This window comes from Bradyrhizobium sp. cf659 (assembly GCF_900113725.1).
In the GTDB taxonomy this organism is placed as follows: domain Bacteria; phylum Pseudomonadota; class Alphaproteobacteria; order Rhizobiales; family Xanthobacteraceae; genus Bradyrhizobium.
In genome coordinates this window covers 648,380-669,859 of sequence record NZ_FOQJ01000002.1, presented here as the reverse complement: position 1 = coordinate 669,859, position 21,480 = coordinate 648,380, and the positions used below count along the sequence as shown (strand labels likewise).

The window sequence follows — 21,480 nt, the reverse complement described above, 5'->3', positions numbered from 1 at the left end:
CGCGGTCGGGCTCATCGCTGGCTCCGCCATCGGCGGCCAGCAAAATCCGTGCGTGCTTGAGCTTGCGGGACGCATGCTTGCCGTGAGCAGCGCCCTGAGTTCGGTAGGCTCGATTCGCCTGAGTTCGACCCGATAGCGTGCATTCATGGCGTGCCTCTCGTTCGAGGTACACACGAACAACTGAATCGGATGGCCGGCGTGAGTCCTGCGGCAAAAACCTTCACGCCCAAGCAGGGGCAGGATCTGGCTTTTATCCCTCTATACCCGGCTGCATCGCAGGCCCGCGATCGAAACCGACATGCAGGAATATTTCCGCGTCAGCCCGCCGTCGGTTCACCAGATGGTGCTGACGCTGGAGCGCGCTGGCCTCATCAGAAGGCAGCCAAGGCCCCCTCGCAGCATCGAGATCCTCGTTGATCCAAAATTGCTGCCAGAGCTACTCTGACCCCAAGACCAACCGGTCATAATCCATGTGCAGTGCCACTAGGCGCCTCAAGGCGTGAGAAACCGCTTGCAAGTACGCTTGTCTTCAGCGTTTTCATCATCCTCGATCGAGAAACCCGCCATTCGAATGGCTCGAGGGGTTATCGCACCCGTTCCAAACTCCGCGGCGAAGAGGGCTTGGGCTGCTTCATGTTCTTCATTTTCGGCTTCGCGACGTGCTCCCTGAGACGGACGCCTCGACCACCGGCCGAACTCGTAACCCCCGGATTGATCAATTCGATCCCGGCATTCTCCAGGGCAGAAACCAATTTCATCAGAGAATCGACATTCCCACGGATAACTCCGTCACTTGCTTCCATGCGCTGAATGGTGGGGACTGAGAGACCGGCGAGTTCGGCCGTCTGCCGCTGGTCTATATTCAGGAGCGCGCGAGCGGCCCTGAGTTGATTGGCCGTGATCATGAAATGGCGGCCTTCGGCAAAATTCTCATCGAATATACGTACACCATCCAAATTACCGCTTCAAGCATCAATCTAGATACAAAATATATCATCGCCGATTCTCGCTGGCTTGAACCGGATTGAGAGGCCAGAAACCCGTATCGAATTTCTATCGAAGAATACGGGAAATCCTATCAACGGCACCCGAAGTGGTTGGTTCTTAGCAAATTACATGATAAGAGATGTTTAATGCATGCGTTCTAATGTCCATATCTTAAGGTCTTTGCCTGCCGTGAAACTGCTGGGGCGTTATCAAGGAACGAACGGACAGATCGACATCGTCGAGTGTTCATGGGATGGAACACGCGTGTACTTCGAGGAGGGCGTAAGGCAAAGTCAGGCCACGCCCGACGGAGAAAGTGTCTTCACCTATGTGAAGCTCATGGACGAACTTCTGTCTCGGTCCGAACAGATCCTCGTCCTGGGTTGTGGCGGCGGAAATCTCGCGACACGGCTGTGGCGTCTCGGCAAGAGATTGACCATCGTCGACATCAATCCGATCAGTTTCGTGCTCGCGCACAGGTATTTCGATCTACCGGACGATCTGCCGTGCATCGTTTCCGACTTTCGAAAATTCGTATTCGATGACCGCGCATATTACGACGGCATTGCCATCGACGTCGGTGGACCGGGATTCCGATACGCGGAGGAGTTTGACGCGGAGACCTGCGACGCCATCCGCGCCCGTCTGGCACCGGGCGGCCGGATCGTGATGAACGTAACGGTCGCACACGACATTGATCCGACACCCGACCGGATCGCAGCCAGACTCGCCGGTGAAGAATTGCAAACATGGATCGTCGATGAGCAATTCATCGAGGATCGCAATGCCGTCATCGCCTGCGTCCCCGAGACGACCTTGGGTTCACGGGCAGCGCTCGATCGCGTGATGCGCCATAGCCATGAACGCTGGGCGATCCGCCGCGGGAGATTGCGAAATCGCGATCTCACTAGTGGATCGCGCTAATGTCGCAGCTTCCGGCAGATCGACGTAGATAACCGGCACTGGGCTCGTCTCCTCCTTGGGGAACGGCTGGAAGCGAACTGGGACTCCCTCCACAGCGGCCGCGTAAATCGATCTAGAAAACTAAACGCCGTGGATGGTCCACCCTTTCGCACCACTGCTTGCCGGCAACAGATCGATCGTCCACGGCGTGTCCGGATCGTCACGGACCTTTGGCTTCGCGCGGAAGCCACGATACCCCTACGATCCCTCCTGCTATCGACGGTTCCCGCGCGCCAGATTCCGGGCCAAGAACATTCAGAGCATCGTCAACTCGCGCATGGCGTGCGACCACAAAAAACGCCGCACGAGACCCGTTCTGTTCTCGGTATTGCCGCTTGTAACGTATTGATGAGGAAGGATTTTTAAATGGTGGGCGCACCAGGGCTCGAACCTGGGACCCGCTGATTAAGAGTCAGCTGCTCTACCAACTGAGCTATGCGCCCGAAAGGCGGTGAATGCCTTGCGAGGTCGGTCGTTTAGCAAAGCGATCCGGGTCTGGCAAGCGATGCGGCGAATGTTTTCCAAGGGTTCGTCGATAAGCCCTGAAATGCGAAAAGCCGCTGGATTCCAGCGGCTTCGCCAAGGTTAATCCCGGGAAGATCCGGGGTGGCTCAGAGCCGGCCCTCGCGATCCCGGTCCGGGCCGCCGTCACGGTCGAAACGGTCGCCATGGAAGCGGTCCATGCCGCGCTCCATCATGCGGTCCATCCCGCGTTCCATGAAGTGGCGGTGCGGGCCGTCCTCGCCGCCGCCGAACGGGCCGCGGTGACGGGTCAGCGCGGCGAGGCGCCGCTTCTGGCCCTCGTCCAGGGTCTTGTAGAGGGGATCGGCGGCATCGGCGATCTTCTTCAGGGCCGCGGAGGAGGCCCCCATGTCCTCGGCATGCTGGCGCAGGCGGGCGACCGGATCCTCCGGCTTATCGGCGGCGCCGGGGGCGGCATTCATGCGCGCATTGGCGCGGTCGATGCGCAGCTTGGCGAACTCGCGCACGGCGGCCTCGACCGGCGGCCACAGCTTCTCCTGGTCGGCGTTGAGCTTCAGCCCGGCATGGACGGCGGCGATCCGCGCGTCGACGAAGGCGGCGCGGTCTTCCGGGTTCATGCGGACGTGGCGGAAGTGCTCCATCCACGGGCGATGAAATTGGGCATAGACCGCGCCCGAGCCGGCGATGCTGAGCACGGCGATGGCGGCGATGGTGAACTTCCTCATCCGAACCTCCTCTGGAAGGATGCGCTGAAGATGGGCGCCGCGCGCCTTGCGCGCAACTTACAACTTGGACAGGGAGGGCGTCCTTACGAAGATGTAACGCCTGATTTTACCTCCAGCCGCAACCGGAAATCATTCGCAACAAAAAGGGGCTTCCGCGCCTGGCACGGAAGCCCCTTCATTCATGCATCGTTTAGGTCAGTTCGTCGCGCTCTTCGATTCCTTCAGGAATTCGTCGATCAGCGGCTGACCGATGCGGCTGGCGGCATCCTTGTAGACCGGCTCCATCGCCTTGCGCATCGCCTCGCTCTGCTCCGGCGTGAGCTTGATGATCTCGCTCTTGCCGCTCTTCTTGATCTCGGCAAACGCGTCGTCGTTCTCCTTCTGCGACTGCGTGTTGTTGAAGTCGGTGGCTTCCTTCATCGCCTTCGACAGCTGGTCGCGAATGTCGGCGGGCAGATCGTCCCAGAACTTCTTGTTCACGATCACGACGTAGCCGATGTAGCCGTGATTGGTCTCGGTGATGTACTTCTGCACCTCGTGCATCTTCTGGGTGTAGATGTTCGACCAGGTGTTCTCCTGCCCGTCGACCACGCCGGTCTGCAGCGCCTGGTAGACTTCCGAGAATGCCATCACCTGCGGCAGCGAGCTGAGCGCCTTGAACTGGGCCTGCAGCACGCGCGAGGACTGGATACGGAACTTCACGCCCTGATAGTCGGCGGGTGTGACCAGCTTCTTGTTGGCGCTCATCTGCTTGAAGCCGTTGTCCCAATAGGCGAGGCCGGTGATGCCCTTGGAGTCCAGAAGCTTGAGCAGGCGGAGGCCGAGCGGGCCCTCCGTCACCTTCCGCAGCGTCTTCAGGTCGGGAAGGATGTAGGGCAGATCGAACACCTCGAACTCGCGGATGCCGAGCGGGCCGAATTTCGAATTCGACGGCGCCAGCATCTGCACGCTGCCGAGCTGGAGCGCCTCGAGCTCTTCCTTGTCCTTGTAGAGCGTCGAGTTCGGATAGACCTCGACCTTGACCTTGCCGCCGGTGTACTTCTCGGCGAGCTCCTTGAATTTTTCCGACGCCTTGCCTTTCGGCGTGTCGGTGGCCACCACGTGGCTGAACTTGATGATGATCGGCGATTGGGCCAGCGCCGGCCCGGTCAAGCCAAGAGCCAGTGCAGCGATGGACGCCGCGATCGCGAAGGTGCGCATAATCTCTCCCTGTTGTTATTTGGGCCATCCGGCGTACGGGTGACCGATCCTTGTGCCGGCTGCATCAATAGCGGCTGGGAGACGGAGTCGCTATTGGCCCTTAGCAGGGCAGCTATTCATCATGAATGCGAGCGCCGCTACGCGCCCCCTCTCCCGCTTGCGGGAGAGGGTGTCTCAACAACGGGACATACCCTGTGAGGAAAGAACCCTCACCCGCCGCCCTTCGGGCGTCGGCCTCTCCCGCAAGCGGGAGAGGCGAAGCCAACGCGCAGCAGCGTAAATGTCAGCTCGCCGCGGCCGTCGTCACCGTGTCGCGCTGGCGCTTCATGACGATCTTGTTGAGCGCGCCGAGATAGGCCTTGGCCGAGGCAACCAGCGTGTCGGGATCGGCCGCGCGGGCCGTCATCGAGCGACCGTCATGCGACAGCCGCACCGAGACTTCCGCCTGCGCGTCGGTGCCTTCGGTGACGGCATGGACCTGGTACAGCTCGAGCTTGGCCTCGTGCGGCACCAGGCGCTTGATGCAGTTGAACACCGCGTCCACCGGACCGTTGCCCTCGGCCTCCTCGATCTTGATCTGGCCGTCGACGTCGAGCTTCATGGTCGCGCGCTGCGGACCATGGGTGCCGGCGATCACGGTCAGCGAGGTCAGCTTGATGCGGTCGTGCGACGCCGCCATCTCCTCGTCGACCAGCGCCTCGATGTCCTCGTCGTAGATGTCCTTCTTGCGGTCGGCGAGCGCCTTCATCCGCGTGAATGCATCTTCCAGCTGGTTGGGTCCGAGCTTGTAGCCCATCTCCTCCAGCTTGTGCACGAAGGCATGGCGGCCGGAATGCTTGCCGAGCACCAGCGAGGACTGCTTCAGGCCGACCATCTCGGGCCGCATGATCTCGTAGGTGGAAGCGTCCTTCAGCACGCCGTCCTGGTGGATGCCGCTCTCATGCGCGAAGGCGTTCCGGCCGACGATCGCCTTGTTGTACTGCACCGGGAACGAGGTCGCCGCCGACACCACCTTCGAGGCGCGGGTGAGCTGCGTGGTGTCGATCTTGTTCCAGTAGGGGAATTTGTCGTTGCGCACGTTGATCGCCATCACGATCTCTTCCAGCGCGGCGTTGCCGGCGCGCTCGCCGATGCCGTTGATGGTGCACTCGACCTGGCGCGCGCCGCCGACGATGCCGGCCAGCGAGTTCGCAACGGCCATGCCGAGGTCGTTATGGCAGTGCACGGAGAACACCGCCTTGTCCGAGTTCGGCACGCGCTCGATCAGCGTCTTCATGAAGTGGGTGTATTCCTCCGGCACCGTGTAGCCGACGGTGTCGGGGATGTTCACCGTGGTGGCGCCGGCCTTGATGACGGCTTCCACGATGCGGCAGAGGAAATCCATCTCGCTGCGGGTGCCGTCTTCGGCCGACCATTCGACGTCGTCGATCTGGTTGCGGGCGCGGGCGACCATCGCGACCGAGGTGTCCATCACCTGCTCCGGGGTCTTGTTCAGCTTCACCCGCATATGCAGCGGCGAGGTCGCGATCACGGTGTGGACGCGGCCGCGTTTTGCGAATTTCACCGCCTCGGCGCAGCGGTCGATGTCGGCGGGATGGGCGCGGGACAGGCCGGCGATGACGGCGTTCTTGGAGCGGCGGGCGATCTCGCTGACCGCCTGGAAGTCGCCCTCGGAGGTGATCGGGAAGCCGGCCTCGATGACGTCGACGCCCATGTCATCCAAGAGCTCGGCGACCTCGAGCTTCTCCTCGAAGGTCATGGTGGCGCCGGGGCACTGCTCGCCGTCGCGCAGCGTGGTGTCGAAAATGATGACGCGGTCCTTGTCGGACTTGTTCACGGGGGCCATTGCAAATTTCCTTTTGAGCTTTTGCGCCGTTCAGTGCTGGGCGCTTGAGGTGTCCGATGATCTCGACCAACCCCTGAGCGCCCAGGCGCGTGGCGCCCAGCCGGCCCTCAGGGGCAAGTAAGAAGAAGCCCGCCAAGAAGGAGGGTGGGCAGCAGCGCGGCCGGGATCGTGGCGGCGGCCAGAGCCACCTCCCCCGAAATCCCATCGATTTGGCCGCGAATCAGCATTGCCAGACCCTTTTGAGCCCTCAAATCCTCGGTCAAAACCGTTGACGGTTGGTTGCCGGGAGGCCCAATGCGCCTGTTTCTAGACGAGAAACGGGCGCAACTGCAACGCCAAAAGATGGTCAGGGCGGCTGACCTACCATGGACGCGAGCTTGCTCCCGGCTATTGGGAAAAGCGAAACGAAGCCACGTCATTGGTGTCGTCCTGGCGAACGCCAGGACGACGATGGGAGACATTTGCGCACAATTGCCTCAACGCCGTCATTGCGAGCGCAGCGAAGCAATCCAGAGTCTTTCCGCCGTGACAGTCTGGATTGCTTCGCTACGCTCGCAATTGTCGATGTTCACTAATTCGCTGATTGGATCGCGGTGGTCTTGGTAGCGGCGAAGGCCTTGGAGCTATCCCGCGCGGCGGGCGCGGGCTCTGCTTTCCCAGCGGTCCAGCATCTGACCGAGTTCGCCGGTGGCCATCGGCACCGCCTTGCCGGTTTTTGCGATCTCGTTGGTGTTGGCCGGCGCGTTGGCGTGGAGCCAATCCGGCTCGGAATACTCCCGCCAGCGGCGCGCCTCCGCCCGCCTCTTGCGGGAGACGTATGCGCGGGTGAAATAGCCGGCCACAAATGCGATCGCGAGCAGCATGACCAGTACGACGACAGCTAACATCATGAGTTCCGGCCTCTTTCCCCCGAGGAATGTTCTGCCAGCATCGCGCGAGAGGTCAAGGCTTGACAGGCCCTAAAACCGGTCCCGGTTAGCCGCGCGCGGGCGGGACGAATTGTCGCCGCGGACTTTGCACAGCCGCAATGCGGCGATGTTGCGGCGTTCTCGCGGCGTCGCTTGGAGGATGCGAACCTGCCCCTCGCAACCGGACGCGGACCGGACTAACCTTCGACCCGTACGGCCGGATCAACCGGCCGGTCAACATGACCGGGAGGACGCGATGACACGCCAAGAGGCTCGTGACCACGAGCAGCGTGACCAGGATGCTGCGCTTTCACGACGAACACTTGTCCGGGGGCTTGCGCTCGGTGCCGCCGCCACGATGGCCGGCCCCGCGCTGGCCCAGACCGGACCTGCCGCCCCGCCAACGACGATCACCACCCCGCCGCGCGATTTCGGCCCCAACGGCGCGCCGACCACGTATTTCTGGGACCCCGACATCATCGCGGTCGATCCGTCCTTCAACGACCTGGCGCAGCCCAATACCGCGATCAAGCGCCTTCATACCGGCCTGTTGTGGGCCGAGGGCCCGGCGTGGAGCGCGCAGGGCCGTTACCTCTTGTGGAGCGACATTCCCAACAACCGGCAGATGCGCTGGACCGAGGACGACGGCCGCGTCAGCGTGTTCCGCTCGCCGTCCAACAACTCCAACGGCAATTCGTTCGACTTCCAGGGCCGTCAGCTCTCCTGCGAACATTTGACCCGGCGGGTGACGCGCTACGAGCATGACGGCACCGCCACGGTGCTCGCTGACTCCTATCAGGGCAAGCGGCTGAACTCGCCGAACGACATCGCAGCGCATCCCGACGGCAGCTACTGGTTCACCGACCCGCCCTATGGCGGCCAGCTCTATGAGGGCGAGCCCGACGTTGCAGGCGGCGCGAGCAATGCGGGCGGCAAGCTCAATCCGCGGATCGGACAGCCGGCCGGCTTCACACCGGGCAAGCGCGAGCTGCCGACCAACTGCTATCGCATCGATCCCACAGGCCGCATCGACCTCGTCGTCACCGAGGAGCAGGTACCCGATCCGAACGGACTGTGCTTCTCGCCTGACTACAAGAAGCTCTATGTCGCCTCGACCGGCAAGGGCCCGGGCGACACCGGCCCCGGCGGCAAGGGCGAGATCTTCGTGTTCGACGTCGGCACGGACAACAAGCTCTCCAACCTCAAGAAGTTCAGCGATTGCGTGATCGACGGCGTGAAGTGCGGGCCGGACGGCGTGCGCTGCGACGTCAACGGCAATGTCTGGGCCTCCAGCAATGCCGGCCGCGCCGTCGGCTATAGCGGCGTGACGGTGTGGTCGCCGGAGGGCAAGCTGCTCGGCCGCATCCGCCTGCCGGAAGTGTGCGGCAACGTCTGCTTCGGCGGCCCCAAGCGCAACCGCCTGTTCATGGCCGCGAGCCAGTCGCTCTATGCCGTGTATACGGCGACGCAGGGCGCCGGGCCGGGTTGAACGGCACAAGCCTTTGAGTGCGCCACGGCGCCGGCGTGCCTCGCCGGCGCCGAATTTTTTTTGGTCGCCTTGTCGATGCTTGAATCGGGCAACGGAGGTGACTTCCGGAGAGAGCGCGTGATAATTGAGCCATGGCAGACAAAATTCGCGTCGTTGTTCTCTATGGCGGCAGGTCCGGTGAGCACGAGGTCTCGCTGAAATCGGCCGCTTCCGTATTCAGGCATCTCGACCGCACCCGCTTCGAGGTGATCCCGGTCTCCATCGACAAGACGGGTCGGTGGCAATGGAACGACCTTCGGACGCTCGATCAGGCGCACGCGGCGGCCTTGCCGATCCTGCCCGATGCGCCGGAGATGCGGCTCGCCAGGGGACCTGATGGACGCGGCGCGCTCATGCCGATCACGCAAGGCGCCGCCGACCCGATCGAGATCGACGTCGTCTTTCCGGTCATCCACGGGCCGCTTTGCGAGGACGGCACCGTGCAGGGCCTGCTGGAATTGGCCGACGTCGCCTATGTGGGATCGGGCGTTCTCGCCTCCGCCGTCAGCATGGACAAGGATGTCGCCAAGCGGCTCGCCGAATTCGCCGGGATTCCGGTCGCGCCCTATCGCGTGCTCACCCGCAAGGCCTTCGTTCAGGACCGCATCTCATCGCTTGCGAAGGCGATCGAAGGTTTGACGCTCCCGGTCTTCGTCAAGCCGTGCAACATGGGCTCCAGTGTCGGCATTCACAAGGTCAAGACACCGGATGCGCTCGAAGCGGCGCTCGATGATGCGTTTCGGTATGACGTCAAAGTGCTGGTCGAACAGGGCATCGACGCGCGCGAGATCGAGGTCGCGGTGCTCGAGGGCGAGACGCTGTTCGCGAGCGTCGCGAGCGAGCTGAACCCCAACGCCCATCACGAGTTCTATTCGTACGAGGCGAAATATCTCGATCCCGATGGTGCACGGGTCGATCTTCCGGCCAAGCTCGACGCGGCACAAATGGAGCGCGTCCGGTCACTCGCCACCCAAGTGTTCGCGGCGCTCGAATGCAGCGGCTTCGCGCGCGTCGACTTCTTCCTCGACCGGAAAACCGGCGAGTTCTGCTTCAACGAGATCAACACCCTGCCCGGTTTCACGTCGATCAGCATGTATCCGAAAATGATGGAAGCCTCGGGCGTACCGTATGGCGAGCTGCTGACGCGCCTCGTCAATCTGGCGCTGGGTCGGCACCGGCAACGGCAAGCCCTGGAGCGGGGTTACGCGAGCTAGTCTTGCGGCGTCCGTGCGCTGAGCCGTCTCGCGGCATCATCACTCATCACCCGCCGCTTGATCTACGCCCTCGACGGCCATGCATGCCCGCCGACGGAATCTGCATGCCTGCGCGCGCGATGCGCGTTTCGCACTTTCCTGCCTGCAATTTGCGCAGCGCTGGACTGGTGCGCCTCTCACAATCCTGAATGCAGTTTCACTTGCCGGGAAAGCTTCCGCCGCTATAGTTGCGACACAATGGCTCACAAGAGGCCTGTTCAAAGGGAGAGAACAACATGAAGAAACGACTCTCTGTTGCATTGCAATTGGCGCGCGACACGGCCACGACCGGCGCGCCGAAAGACGTTGCCAAAGCCGACGTCGGGCGCCCAGGCGTCATCACACCCATCACAAGCTGATCGGGATTGCTTCCCCGGGCGTGAGCTCGGAAGCGTTCACATGCGGCTCCACGCAGCACCTTCCCTCCAAGAGGCAGCTCGTCTGCCCGGCTAATCATACATGCGAGCTTTCCAGATCCTGATCGATGGCTTTGCCATCAGCGCTCTCTACGCTCTCGGTGCCACCGGCTTCACGCTGATCTTCGGCGTCTCCGGCGTGCTCAACCTCTCCCACGGTGCCATCATGGTGGCGGCAGCAGTCGCCGCCTGGGCCGCCGCCAGCATCCTGAACGTCGGCACCTATGCCGGCGCGCTGATCGGAGTCGCGGTCGCCCTCCTCACCGCCTTTGCCACCTACTTCGCGGTGGTGAAGCCGATCCAGGATTCCCGGCGCATTCCGAATGAAGAGAAGGAGATTTTCGTCCTCACCGGCACGCTGCTCTGGGGCATCATGATCCAGGAGCTGATCGCCTATTTCTTCACCAACAACGCCAAGACGGTGCTGCCGATCGTCGAGGGCGTGGTCGAGATCCTGGGCGTGCGCACGCCGAGGAACGAGATCTTCACCGCGATCGTCTGCTGCCTCGTCATCGCGCTGCTGTGGCTGTTGGTGAACCGCACGCGCACAGGCAAGGCGGTGCTGGCAGCCTCGATGAACCCGCGCGGCGTGACGTTGCTCGGCCTCGAGCTGACCAACATCTACATCGTGGTCTGGGGAATCTACGGCATCCTCGCCGGCATCGCCGGCGTGCTGCTCGGCATGTTCCTGGGCGTCAGCTCGTACAGCGTCGGGCCGTTGACCGCGAGCGCGTTCTCGATCGTCGTGCTCGGCGGGCTCGGCAGTGTCTCCGGCTCGCTGATCGCGGCCTTCGTGGTCGGCTATCTCGAGACCCTGACGGCCTATCTGGTCTCGCCGGCCTATCGCACCATTCCGGCGCTGCTGCTGCTCGTGTTCGTGATGTACATCCGGCCCCAGGGCCTTCTGGGGAGGCGCTGAGATGACCGGCTTCTTTACGACCCGCCTGTTCTTCATCTCGCTCGCGCTGGTGGCGGTCGCGGCGACGCTGCCGCTCTACGTCTCCGGCTATGTGCTGGGGCTGCTCACCGTCGCGTTCTATTTCGGCGTGTTCGCGATGGCCTGGGACCTGCTGTTCGGCTTCGCGGGCGAAGTCAATTTCGGGCCGACCTTCCTGATCGGCGTCGGCGCCTACACCGCCGGCATCCTGAATGCGCAGTTCGGCTGGTCGGTCTATCTCTGCATCGTATTGGGGGCGCTGGCCTCCGTCATCGCCGGCCTCGTGCTGGCGCTGCCGGCGCTGCGGGTGCGCGGCCCCTATTTCGGCCTGACCACGCTGGTCGCGGTCTTGATGCTGCAAAACTTCATCGTGGTGTTCGCCGATCTCACCGGCGGCGAGATCGGGCTCACCATTCCTGACGTCATCACCATCAACGCCGGCGCCAATTACTGGATCGCGCTCGGCTTCATGACGATCTCGGCGGCGATCCTCTACGGCCTGTCCCAATCGCCGATCGGCCTCGTACTGCAGGCCAGCGGTCAGGATCCGGTGCAGGCCGGCGCGCTCGGCTTCAACATCGTCAAGCACAAGCTCGCTGCCTTCATCGTCAGCGCCTTCTTCTCCGGATTGTCGGGCGCGCTCCTGGTGTTCTACTTCGGCACCGCCTCGGTCGGCACCGTCGTCGACGTCGCGGTCGGCGTGAACGTGATCGTCTCGGCCGTGCTCGGCGGCCGGCGCACCGTGCTTGGCGCGGCGCTGGGCGCGATCTTCCTGATCGTCGCCGGCGAATTCCTGAGGCCCACCGGCGAGCTTGCGACCTTCATCGTCTCGGCGGTCGCGCTGCTCGTCGTGCTGTTCTTCCCCGGCGGCTTCCTCGGAGCGGCCCTCTCGCGCGAGGCTCGTTCGTGATGGATATGAGGCTTTCAAACCGGGCCGTGCTGGAAGTCCGCGGCCTGACCAAGCGCTTCGGCGGATTGACCGCGGTGAAGAACCTCGGCTTCGAGGTCAACGCCGGCGAGATCTTTGGCCTGATCGGGCCGAACGGCTCGGGCAAGTCGACCGCGATGAAGAGCGTGATGGGCATCGAGCGCCCGACCGCGGGCGAAGTGGTCTTCGAGGGCGAGAACGTCGCCGGCCTGCCCGCGCACAAGATCGCGCGCATGGGCTTTGGCATGGTGTTCCAGCACTCGCGGCCGCTGAACCGGCAGACCGTGCTGGAAAACATCATGGTGGCGCTGCTGCCGGACAGCCTGTTCATGCTGTTCCCGGACAAGGCGCTGGTCGAGCGCGCCAAGTGGATCGCCGCCCGCGTCGGGCTCGGCGGCGTGATGAACCGCCGCCCGCCGACGCTGCCGTTCGCAGACCTCCGCCGGCTCGAGCTTGCCAAGGCGATCGCCCGCGATCCCAAGGTGGTGCTGGTGGACGAGCCCTTCGCCGGCCTGACGCGGGCCGAGGTCGACGTCTTCTCCGACCTGATCCGCAGCTTTCGCGACGAAGGCCGCGCAGTGATGCTGGTCGACCACAACGTCAAGAGCGTCGCCGCGCTGGTCGACCGCGTGCTCGCGATGTATCTCGGCGAGGAGATCGTCACCGGCAAGGCCGACGACGTCATGAAGAACGAAACGGTGCGGAAGGTCTATCTCGGCGGCGCGATCGAGACCCATGCGCGGCCCGAGACCAGCTTCAAGGACAAGGTGCCGCTGCTCCAGGTCGAAAATGTCAGCGTGTTCTACGGCAAGGCGCAGGCGCTGGAGAACGTCTCGATCCACGTCCACGAGGGCGAGTTCGTCTCCATCGTCGGCCTCAACGGCGCCGGCAAGACCACGCTGTTCAACACCATCTCCGGCTTCCTGCCCTATAGCGGCGAGATTGTGCGCGGCGGCGACAAGCTGCGCGGCACGAGTCCAGCGAAGATCGCGCGCAGCGGCCTCGTGCAATGCCCGGAATCGCGCGAGCTGTTCGGCGAGATGAGTGTGCGCGAAAACCTCGATCTCGGCGGCCAGCACCTGTCCGACGACAAGCGCGCGGCGCAGCTCGCCTGGCTGTTCGAGCTGTTCCCGATCCTGAAGGAGCGCCAGGGCCAGATGGCGCAGACGCTGTCCGGCGGCGAGCAGCAGATGCTCGCGATCGGCCGCGCGCTGATGATGCAGCCGCAGATCCTGATCCTGGACGAGCCGACGCTGGGCCTTGCCCCCGTCATCCTCGAGCAATTGTCCAAGGCGCTGACGAAGCTGCGGCAGACCACGTCGATCACGGTGCTGCTCGGCGAGCAGAACGTCACCTTCGCGCTGCCGCACGCCGACCGCGTCTATGTGCTCGAACATGCACGGATCGTCTGGGAGGGCGACCCCGGCCGTTTCGCCGCGGAGGCCGGCGCTGATTTTCTTTAAGTCCGTCAACATCAACAAAAAACATAGAAAGGAAACGACCATGCGACCATCGACCATCCTGAGCGGCAGCTTCCTCGCCTCCGCGCTGGCGCTCTGCCTCGCCGCCCCCGCCTACGCGCAGTCGAACGATCCGATCAAGATCGGCGTCATCGCCGAGGTGCAGTCGATCGCCGGCGCGGCGACGCCGGGCGGCGCGCAGATCGCCGCCGACGAGATCAACGCCAAGGGCGGCATCCTCGGCCGCAAGATCGAGATCGTCACCTACGACAACAAGAGCTCCTCGGCCGACTCGGTGCGCGCGTTCCAGCGCGCGGTGAGCGAGGACAAGGTCTCCGCGGTGATCGCAAGCTATATCAGCGAGGTCGTGCTGGCGCTCGAGCCCTGGGCGGCTCGGCTGAAGACGCCGCTGATCACGCCGGGCGCCGCCTCGAACGAGATCACCAAGGCGATCCACAACGACTATGAGAAGAACAAGTACACCTTCCACGGCTATCTGACCTCGGCGGCGCAGGCCCAGCTCGTCTGCGACGCCGCCAAGGACCTGCTCGTCGACAAGCTCAAGTTCAAGACGGTCGCGATCATGAGCGAGGACGCCGCCTGGACCAAGCCGCTCGACGTCGGCTACGAGGCGTGCCTGCCCAAGGCCGGCCTGAAGGTCGTCGAGCACGTGCGCTTCTCGCCTGACACCACCGACTTCACGCCGATCTTCAACAACATCGAAGGCAAGAAGCCCGATGTGATCGTGACCGGCATCTCGCATGTCGGCGTGCAGCCGACGGTGCAGTGGAAGAACCAGCAGGTGCCGATCCCGATGTTCGGCATCAGCGCGCAGGCGCTGAGCCCGACCTTCTGGAAGGACACCAATGGCGCCGCCGACGGCATCCCGTCGCTGGCGGTGGCAACGCCTGATGTCGCCGTGACCTCGAAGACGAAGCCGTTCGCTGCCGCCTTCAAGGCCAAGTTCGGCTCGCCGCCGGCCTATACCGGCTACACCGCTTATGACGAGGTCTACTTCATCACCGAGGCGATCAAGCGCGCGGGCTCGACCGATCCCGACAAGATGGTCGCCGAGATCGAGAAGACCGATTACGAGGGCACGATCGGCCGCATCCAGTTCTACGGCAAGGACGACGAGTTCACCCACGGCCTCAAGTCCGGCCCCGGCGCCGTGACCGGTCTGGTCTTCCAGTGGCAGGACTCCAAGCAGGTCGTGGTCTGGCCCGAGAAGATCGCGGAAGGCAAGCTGAAGTTTCCGAATTTCGTGAAGCTGTCGCAGTAACCGGCTCGCGCCGGCATCAGGCCCATCGCTCCGCAGGGAGCGGTGGGCTTTTCTTGTCTTTCGCAGATGCGCTGTGCGGCGGCGCACCGCGTATCGACCTTGGGCGATGTTGACTTTCCGCCGTCCCGCTCCCCATACTTCGCAAAAAGATAACAACCAATCAAAAGACGGTCTTGAGGGAGGATAGGATGCCGACTTCACGCAGGCAGCTGCTGAAGAGCTCGGCGGCTGCTGCCGCCGCACTCAGCCTCGATTGGACAAGGGCCCAGGCGCAGGCCGAGACATTGCGCATCGGCCTGATCTACGACCTCACCGGCCCGTTCGCCGCCGGCGGCTCGGTCGCCTCCTCGGTCGGCGCGCAGATCGCCATCGATCTCGTCAACGAGAAAGGCGGCATCGGCGGCAAGTACAAGATTGCTCCAGTCGCCGCGGATTCCCAGAGCAAGCCCGACGTTGCGATCAACGAGGCCGAACGCCTGATCAGCCAGGAGAAGATCGACATCCTCAACGGCGTCTATGCGAGCTCGCATGCGGTGCCACTCGCGGCCAAGGTCGAGCAGCAGAAGAAAATCCTCTGGATCACGACCGCGGTCTCGACCGCCGTGTTCAAGGACAAGAACCTGCAATACGTGTTTCGCGCGCAAATCCATTCGGATCAATACGGGCAGGCCTTTGCAAGCTTCATCAACGAGCATGCGAAAGCCAAGCTCGGCATGGACCCGAAGGAGGTCAAGGTCGCGTTGATCCACGAGGACGGCCCCTATGGCGTCGGCGTTGCCTCTGCCGACGAGGCCTATGCCAAGCAGGCCGGCATCCAGGTGGTGCTGCGCGAGGGCTATTCGGCGTCCGCGCCCGATCTCTCGGTGCTGGTGACCAAGATCAAGCGCGCCAAGGCCGACGTGATCTCGCATGCCGGCTACAACCCGGACATCACCCTGTTCCTGCGCCAGGCCCGCGAGAGCGGGCTGCGCTTCAAGATGCTGTTCGGCGCCGGCGCCGGCTACAGCCAGCTCGACAAGCTGCGCGCGACCTTCGGCCCCGACATCGACAATTTCTGCAACATCGATCCGGTGCCGGCGCAGCTGCTCGATCCGGCAAAGCTCGCACCGGGCATGGGCGAGCTGATCAAGACCATGGTGGCGCGCTACCAGGCCAAGACCAGCGCCACCGACGTGCCACCGCATTGCTCGATGGGCTTCAACCAGACCTGGGTGCTGCTCAACAACGTGCTGCCGGTCGCCAAGGAAAAGTACGGCAGCTTCGAGCCCGAGGCCATTCGCAAGGCCGCGCTCGACGTCGACATCCCCGCCGGCGGCACCATTCAGGGCTATGGCGTGAAATTCTTCCCGCCGGGCACGCCACTCTCCGGCCAGAACGAACGCTCGACACCGGTGGTGATGCAGAACGCCGGCGAGCACATCTCGGTGGTGTGGCCGACGAACATCCGCACGCAAGACCCGGTGTTTCCGCTGCCGAAGGGCTCGACTTACGGGACGTAGGGAAAGTTATCGCCGCAGCGGGACTGCGCTCCCTCGCCCCGCTTGCGGGGAGAGGGTTGGGGTGAGGGGGAGTCTCCACGGGGGCGGTGACCGTCGGACTCGCGGAGAGTCCCCCTCACCCGGAATTCAAGCTGCGCTTGAATTCCGACCTCTCCCCGCAAGCGGGGCGAGGTGAACTGCGGCTCCGCCGGTGGCCTACAACACCACCCGCCGCCCCTCTTCCGCGGCCCAATACCCCGCATAGTTCACCTTGATCGTCTCGTAGGCCAGGGCGAGGTCCGACAGCGGCTGCCGACCGGTCGCGGCGCATTCCATGAAATCCTGGATCTCCTGCAAATACCCGCGCGTCCACTCCTCTTCGAGGCAGACATATTGCCAGCCGGTTTTGCGGTCGACCTTTTCGGTGATGTAGACGTTTGCGAGCTTCTCCTCAGAGGTCTGGTAGCTCATCAGATGCGTGTTCGGCGTGATGTTGGCGAACAGCGAGCCGCCGGACGTGTAGGTCTCGACCAGGTTGCGCACGCCGCCCATGATCATGTCGCCGGAGAACACGGTGGCCTTGGTGCCGTCGGAGAACGTCGCCGTCAGCGTGCCCCAGTCCTCGACATCGACGGGGTTGGCCTTGATGTAGGTGCGCTCCTCCGGCTTCAGGCTGGCTGTGACGTTGCCGACATCGCCGGTGACGCTGGCGACGCGGATGGTCTCGCCGCGCGCCCTGGCCTCGACCTGCTTGAGATAGAGCACCGCCGAGAGCGGGTGGCAGCCCATGCGGATCAGCGAGCCGCCGCCGGTCATCGCCCATTGCGCTGCATGCGCCGCGTGGGAGCCGGAATGGCTCTCCTCGCCCTTCATGAACAGGATCTTGTCCCTGGTCGCCTTGATGATCTCCGCGGTCTTGGTCACCGCGGGGGCGTAGATCCAGTCCTCGGCATACATGAAGAGTTTTCCGGTGCGCTCGATCGCGGCGCGCGTCGCGTCCATCTCCTCGAGCACGCGCTCATACATCAGCGCCTTCGGCACGTGCTTGCCGATCGGCTGCTGGTCGCCCTCGCGACCGAAATAACCGGCAAAGGGCTTCTCGCAGATCACGTGCTTGCCGGCCTGCATGCTGGCAACGATCATCCCGGCGTGGAGATTGGGCGGGGTGCAGATGTCGATGACGTCGAGCTCGCGATCTGCGATCAGCGCGGCGAAGCTGCGATAGACGCGCGGGATTGCGTGACGGCCGGCGAATGCGACGACATGGTCCCCGCGCGCGGCCACCGCCGCGACCTCGACGTCCACGCCATAGACGCGCCGGAACGCGTACATATGCAGCTCCGACACGAAGCCGCAGCCGACGAGTCCCACCCTGATCCTGGCCATAGCGCCCCTCACCCTTGCCTTGGGCGGCACTATAGCGCGGTTAGAGGCCTATTCCACCGAGACGCGCACCACGCCGGCGCTCATCATGCCGAGCGCACGAGCGGCGGGCACGGAGAGATCGACGATACGGCCGCGGATGAAGGGGCCGCGATCATTGACGCGACACTGGATCGAGCGGCTGCCGTAGGACACCCTCAGCACGCTGCCAAACGGACGCGTCCGGTGGGCGCAGGTCAGCTCGGTGCCTTTGCCTTTTCCGTACCCGTAATATGAGGCAAGTCCGCTTTCGGCATGCGCCAGAGAAAATGTGGCAAGACAAAACAATAAAGTGGTCAGCGCTCGCACGGCACCGCTCCCCGGTTGGCCCTGCCCCGCGCTGCAAACGTCGCCTTGTTCCCCGAAGTTCCGGGAACACTGCCGGGTCACCCCGGCAGTGCGATCACACATTGTTACTGTTTGTGAAACACCAGCGTGCGCAGCTCGATGCTCTCACGCGGCGGCGCATCGGCGGGCGTGGTCGGATCGACGAAGGCAGTGTGGGGCCCGAAGCGGGTGCGGCCGTCGGTCGCCGAGTCGTAGCACTTGAGCAGCAACGCCTCGTCCGGCGTCATCTCCGGGAAATAGAACCAGCGATGGTTCGGATTGTATTTCACCGAATAGGTCTCGCCGCGGCGGTTGGGATAGATCAGGTCGGAGGCGACGAGATCCTCCGGCGCGACCGTGGTGCCGTCGGCCATTGCGAGCGGCGAGTCGCGCAAGGGACCGCGGATCGGCCGCCACAGATTGATCACCTGCACACGCCCCTTCAGCAGCTCGTCGGCCTCGTCAGGCAGATGCTCGCGCACGCGGTTGGCGCCGGAGACGGCGGTCTGGTCGACATGGACGCGCGTCGCCGGCTGGCGCGGACCACCATCGCGAATATCCGCCGCGCCTTCGACGCGCTTGCGCACGGTATGGTCGAAGATGAAAACGCGATCGGCCTTCAACGTCGCCCGCAAGAAGGCCTCGGCGGCGGGATAGTAGACCGCCCTCACCTCCGCGTCGTTGTAGAAGTCCTTCACCTGGGTCGGATGGCGCACCAGCGCAAAGCCTTCGCGATCGAGCGAGATATTGTCCGCGATCAGTCGCGCGTCGAAGATCGGCACCTGATGCGGCTCCGGCAGCGACGTGCTTTTCGGTTCGCCCGGCGGCGGATCGAAGGCGTAGGTGCGCGGCTTGCCCGGTGTCGGCGCGAGGTAGTTGAGTTCGGCAGTGACGAAGGGAACCGATTCGATTCTTGTTTCTTGCAGGCCCATGGCCGGTCTCCCGATGTGGTCGTCTGTTTGATTTTTGACGGGGTGCGTGCGGCTGCAAGGGAGGTGGTGCAAATAGCAATGCAGCTGTTGTTGAGCGGAGGGAACGCAGAACGAATCTGTCGAGAACGGCGGTCGCTCTGACTACGTTCTTCTCGCTTCACGGATGCTTGAGGGGTTCGTCAGCCCTCGCAGCCCACCGCCGTCATTCTGGGGCGCCCGCAGGGCGAGCCCGGAATCCATCGGGCCGCAGTCTTTGTAGATCAATGGATTCCGGGCTCGCGACTTCGTCGCGTCCCGGAATGACGCCGGCGCAGCGTTTCACGCTGCAGCGCGTCCGGGACACGAGCCCTGCCTACAGCCCCGCCTTGGCGATCGCGTCCGCAAAGGAGCGATCGACGATCTCGGACGCATCGAGCTTCTGCTTGATCAGGCCCCAGCGAAAATAGAGGTCGATGGTGCCCTGCTCGTCCGCGACCACGCCGTCATCGATTGGCGCGATGCGGATCTTTGCGCGCGACAGCCAGTTGAGCGGCACGGCGGTCGGGATGTTCATCAGCCTGCCCCAGGTCTCGGCATAGCCATTCACATTGTTCAGCGACCAGGCCCGCGCGGCGGTCAGGCGGCGGATGAAGTCGGTCAACTCGGCGCGCTTGTCGCGGATGGCGTCGGGCCGCGCCACCTGGAAGCTCAGGCCCGGCGTCAGGCCTTCCGAGGTGATGATGCGACGCGACTTGAACAGCACCTCCTCCTGGCTCACGTAAGGCTCCCAGGTCGACCACGCATCGACCGAGCCCTGCGTGTAGGCGATCTTGGCATCCGATGGCGCCAGGAACGCGATCTGCACGTCGGACGCAGCCCAGCCGTTCTTCTCGAGCGCGGCGAGGATCAACTGATGGCCGATCGAGCCGCGGCCGGTCGCGATCTTCTTGCCGCGCAGGTCGGCGAAACTTTTGATCGGCGAGTTCTCGGGCACGAGGATGGCGAGCCCCTCGCGGGTCTGCCGGATCGCGGCGATCGCCTTCACCGGCGCACCGGAGGCGGCGGCAAAGGTGAAGGGCGCATCGCCAACCAGCCCGGTCTCGATCGCACCGGCGCTGAGCGCCTCCAGCAGCGGTGCGGCGGCCGGAAACTCCTTCCACTCGATCTTGTAGGGGACGTCCTTGAGAACGCCTGCCGCTTCCATCACGGCCTGCGCATTGCCCTTCTGGTCGCCGACGCGAAGCGTGGTCTGCGCTACCGCCAGTTCAAGCGAACCGAACAGCAGCGCACCGGCCAGCATGAGGCGGATCATTCCGCCGCCACGCCGCGAACGGCCTGGCGCTTGGCGACGAGTTGGCGCGTCAGCGGGATCAGCTCACGGCCGTATTCGATGGCATCGGGAAGCGGATCGAAGCCGCGGATCAGGAAGTGGCTGACGCCGAGGTCGTAATAATCGCCGAAGACCTCGGCGACCTGCTCGGGGGTGCCGACCAGTGCGGTGGTGTTGCTGTTGGCGCCGGTGAGCTTTGCGATCTCGGTCCAGAGCCGCTTGTCGATCCGGCTGCCCTGGTCGGCGAGCGCGAGCAGGCGCCGCGCGCCGGCCGTGGCGTGGCCGTCAGCGGGCTTGCGGTAGCCGGTCTTGTCCTGGAGCGCGGTGGCGCGCGCCAGAATCTCCTCCGCCTTTTCCCAGGCCTGCTCTTCGGTGGGCGCAATGATCGGCCGCACCGAAAGGCTGAAGCGCGGCGTCGGCCGCCCCTGCCTGACGGCGGCGTTGTGAACGCGGGAGGTGACGTCGCGCACCTGCGCATAGGACTCACCCCACAGCGCAAAAGTGTCGGCATGCTTGCCGGCAACTTCGATCGCGGCGTCCGAGCCGCCGCCGACGAAGGTGTAGATGCCACCCTTCTGCAGCGGCTTCACCTGCGAAAAGCCGTTCTCGACTTTGTAGTACTTGCCGCTGTAGTTGAACGGCTTCTCGCTGGTCCATTCCAGCCGCACCACATCGAGGAATTCGCTGGTGCGGGCGTAACGCTCGTCCTTGTCGTCGAGCGTGTTGCCGTCCTGCCTGAGCTCGGTCGCATTGCCACCGGTGATGACGTGCAGCGAGACGCGGCCACCATAAAATTGGTCAAGCGTCGCGAGCTGGCGCGCCAGCAGCGTCGGGGCGGTGAAGCCTGGACGCTGCGCGATCATGACCTTGAGCGATTTGGTGATGGTCAGGACATGCTGGGCGACCTGCAACGCATCCGGCGTGGTCGAATGGAACGCCAGCAGCGCACGATCGAAACCGGCAAGCTCATGCGCCTTCGCCACTGTCTCGATATAGGCCGGATCGAGCACCGGACCCTGTCGCACGATGGTCTCGGAAGCGTTGCTGTTAGCGATAAAGCCGATGAACTCGACCGACATGATCGTCTCCCTGATTG

Annotated in this window: 20 protein-coding genes and 1 tRNA gene; 10 read left to right on the top strand and 11 right to left on the bottom strand. The window is 63.8% G+C overall.

Going from position 1 to position 21,480, the window contains the following annotated elements:
* Nucleotides 1-298: 298 nt before the first annotated feature.
* Nucleotides 299-445 (top strand): hypothetical protein, encoded by a 147-nt coding sequence (locus BM118_RS42655; RefSeq protein ID WP_349528353.1) that lies wholly within the window; start codon nt 299-301, stop codon nt 443-445.
* Between the two features lie 139 nt (nt 446-584).
* Here BM118_RS42655 and BM118_RS12280 read toward each other — a convergent pair whose 3' ends face one another.
* Nucleotides 585-905 (bottom strand): helix-turn-helix domain-containing protein, encoded by a 321-nt coding sequence (locus BM118_RS12280; protein WP_092185534.1) that lies wholly within the window; start codon nt 903-905, stop codon nt 585-587.
* A gap of 271 nt (nt 906-1,176) precedes the next feature.
* Here BM118_RS12280 and BM118_RS12275 point away from each other — a divergent pair, with 271 nt between their 5' ends.
* A complete protein-coding gene (locus tag BM118_RS12275; RefSeq protein ID WP_244550134.1) occupies nt 1,177-1,911 on the top strand; it encodes a spermidine synthase in 735 nt (244 codons plus the stop codon).
* Between the two features lie 406 nt (nt 1,912-2,317).
* Here the strand turns inward: BM118_RS12275 and BM118_RS12270 are convergent.
* From BM118_RS12270 to BM118_RS12250, 5 genes are all read right to left on the bottom strand, one after another.
* Nucleotides 2,318-2,393 (bottom strand) — tRNA-Lys (locus tag BM118_RS12270).
* 168 nt (nt 2,394-2,561) lie between these two features.
* Entirely contained in the window at nt 2,562-3,158 is a 597-nt protein-coding gene (locus tag BM118_RS12265; protein ID WP_092185530.1) for a Spy/CpxP family protein refolding chaperone, read from the bottom strand.
* A 195-nt stretch (nt 3,159-3,353) separates the two neighbouring features.
* The gene (locus tag BM118_RS12260) at nt 3,354-4,358 is read right to left on the bottom strand and encodes a TRAP transporter substrate-binding protein (protein WP_092185528.1); all 1,005 of its coding nucleotides are present in this window, start codon (nt 4,356-4,358) and stop codon (nt 3,354-3,356) included.
* Between the two features lie 283 nt (nt 4,359-4,641).
* The gene (locus BM118_RS12255; protein WP_092185526.1) at nt 4,642-6,204 is read right to left on the bottom strand and encodes a 2-isopropylmalate synthase; all 1,563 of its coding nucleotides are present in this window, start codon (nt 6,202-6,204) and stop codon (nt 4,642-4,644) included.
* Nucleotides 6,205-6,827: 623 nt separating this feature from the next.
* Nucleotides 6,828-7,091 carry a hypothetical protein gene (locus BM118_RS12250; RefSeq protein ID WP_092186150.1) on the bottom strand — a complete coding sequence of 88 codons (264 nt, stop codon included), beginning with the start codon at nt 7,089-7,091 and terminating at the stop codon, nt 6,828-6,830.
* Between the two features lie 277 nt (nt 7,092-7,368).
* Here BM118_RS12250 and BM118_RS12245 point away from each other — a divergent pair, with 277 nt between their 5' ends.
* From BM118_RS12245 to BM118_RS12215, 8 genes are all read left to right on the top strand, one after another.
* Entirely contained in the window at nt 7,369-8,601 is a 1,233-nt protein-coding gene (locus BM118_RS12245) for an SMP-30/gluconolactonase/LRE family protein (RefSeq protein ID WP_092185524.1), read from the top strand.
* Nucleotides 8,602-8,732: 131 nt separating this feature from the next.
* Nucleotides 8,733-9,854, top strand: coding sequence for a D-alanine--D-alanine ligase family protein (locus BM118_RS12240; protein WP_092185522.1), 1,122 nt, complete (start codon nt 8,733-8,735; stop codon nt 9,852-9,854).
* Between the two features lie 275 nt (nt 9,855-10,129).
* On the top strand, nt 10,130-10,252 hold the full coding sequence (locus BM118_RS42555; protein ID WP_283806359.1) for a hypothetical protein: 123 nt from the start codon (nt 10,130-10,132) through the stop codon (nt 10,250-10,252).
* A 100-nt stretch (nt 10,253-10,352) separates the two neighbouring features.
* On the top strand, nt 10,353-11,228 hold the full coding sequence (locus BM118_RS12235) for a branched-chain amino acid ABC transporter permease (protein ID WP_092185520.1): 876 nt from the start codon (nt 10,353-10,355) through the stop codon (nt 11,226-11,228).
* A 1-nt stretch (nt 11,229) separates the two neighbouring features.
* Nucleotides 11,230-12,156 carry a branched-chain amino acid ABC transporter permease gene (locus BM118_RS12230; protein ID WP_092185518.1) on the top strand — a complete coding sequence of 309 codons (927 nt, stop codon included), beginning with the start codon at nt 11,230-11,232 and terminating at the stop codon, nt 12,154-12,156.
* Nucleotides 12,156-13,637: an ATP-binding cassette domain-containing protein gene (locus BM118_RS12225; RefSeq protein ID WP_177234228.1), complete on the top strand. Its 1,482-nt coding sequence runs from the start codon at nt 12,156-12,158 to the stop codon at nt 13,635-13,637. Before BM118_RS12230 ends, BM118_RS12225 begins: the two co-directional genes overlap by 1 nt.
* A 40-nt stretch (nt 13,638-13,677) precedes the next feature.
* On the top strand, nt 13,678-14,916 hold the full coding sequence (locus BM118_RS12220; RefSeq protein WP_092185514.1) for an ABC transporter substrate-binding protein: 1,239 nt from the start codon (nt 13,678-13,680) through the stop codon (nt 14,914-14,916).
* Between the two features lie 188 nt (nt 14,917-15,104).
* Entirely contained in the window at nt 15,105-16,415 is a 1,311-nt protein-coding gene (locus BM118_RS12215; protein ID WP_092185512.1) for an ABC transporter substrate-binding protein, read from the top strand.
* 195 nt (nt 16,416-16,610) lie between these two features.
* Here the strand turns inward: BM118_RS12215 and BM118_RS12210 are convergent, their stop codons facing one another.
* The 5 genes from BM118_RS12210 to BM118_RS12190 all read right to left on the bottom strand — a co-directional run bounded on the left by BM118_RS12210 (nt 16,611) and on the right by BM118_RS12190 (nt 21,463).
* Entirely contained in the window at nt 16,611-17,780 is a 1,170-nt protein-coding gene (locus tag BM118_RS12210) for a Gfo/Idh/MocA family protein (protein WP_092185510.1), read from the bottom strand.
* Nucleotides 17,781-17,828: 48 nt separating this feature from the next.
* Entirely contained in the window at nt 17,829-18,125 is a 297-nt protein-coding gene (locus BM118_RS12205; protein WP_092185507.1) for a septal ring lytic transglycosylase RlpA family protein, read from the bottom strand.
* Between the two features lie 104 nt (nt 18,126-18,229).
* Nucleotides 18,230-19,075 carry a CmcJ/NvfI family oxidoreductase gene (locus BM118_RS12200; protein ID WP_092185505.1) on the bottom strand — a complete coding sequence of 282 codons (846 nt, stop codon included), beginning with the start codon at nt 19,073-19,075 and terminating at the stop codon, nt 18,230-18,232.
* 352 nt (nt 19,076-19,427) lie between these two features.
* Nucleotides 19,428-20,366: an ABC transporter substrate-binding protein gene (locus BM118_RS12195; protein ID WP_092185503.1), complete on the bottom strand. Its 939-nt coding sequence runs from the start codon at nt 20,364-20,366 to the stop codon at nt 19,428-19,430.
* On the bottom strand, nt 20,363-21,463 hold the full coding sequence (locus tag BM118_RS12190) for an LLM class flavin-dependent oxidoreductase (RefSeq protein ID WP_092185501.1): 1,101 nt from the start codon (nt 21,461-21,463) through the stop codon (nt 20,363-20,365). The genes BM118_RS12195 and BM118_RS12190 overlap by 4 nt, the downstream gene beginning before the upstream one ends.
* Nucleotides 21,464-21,480 lie beyond the last annotated feature (17 nt).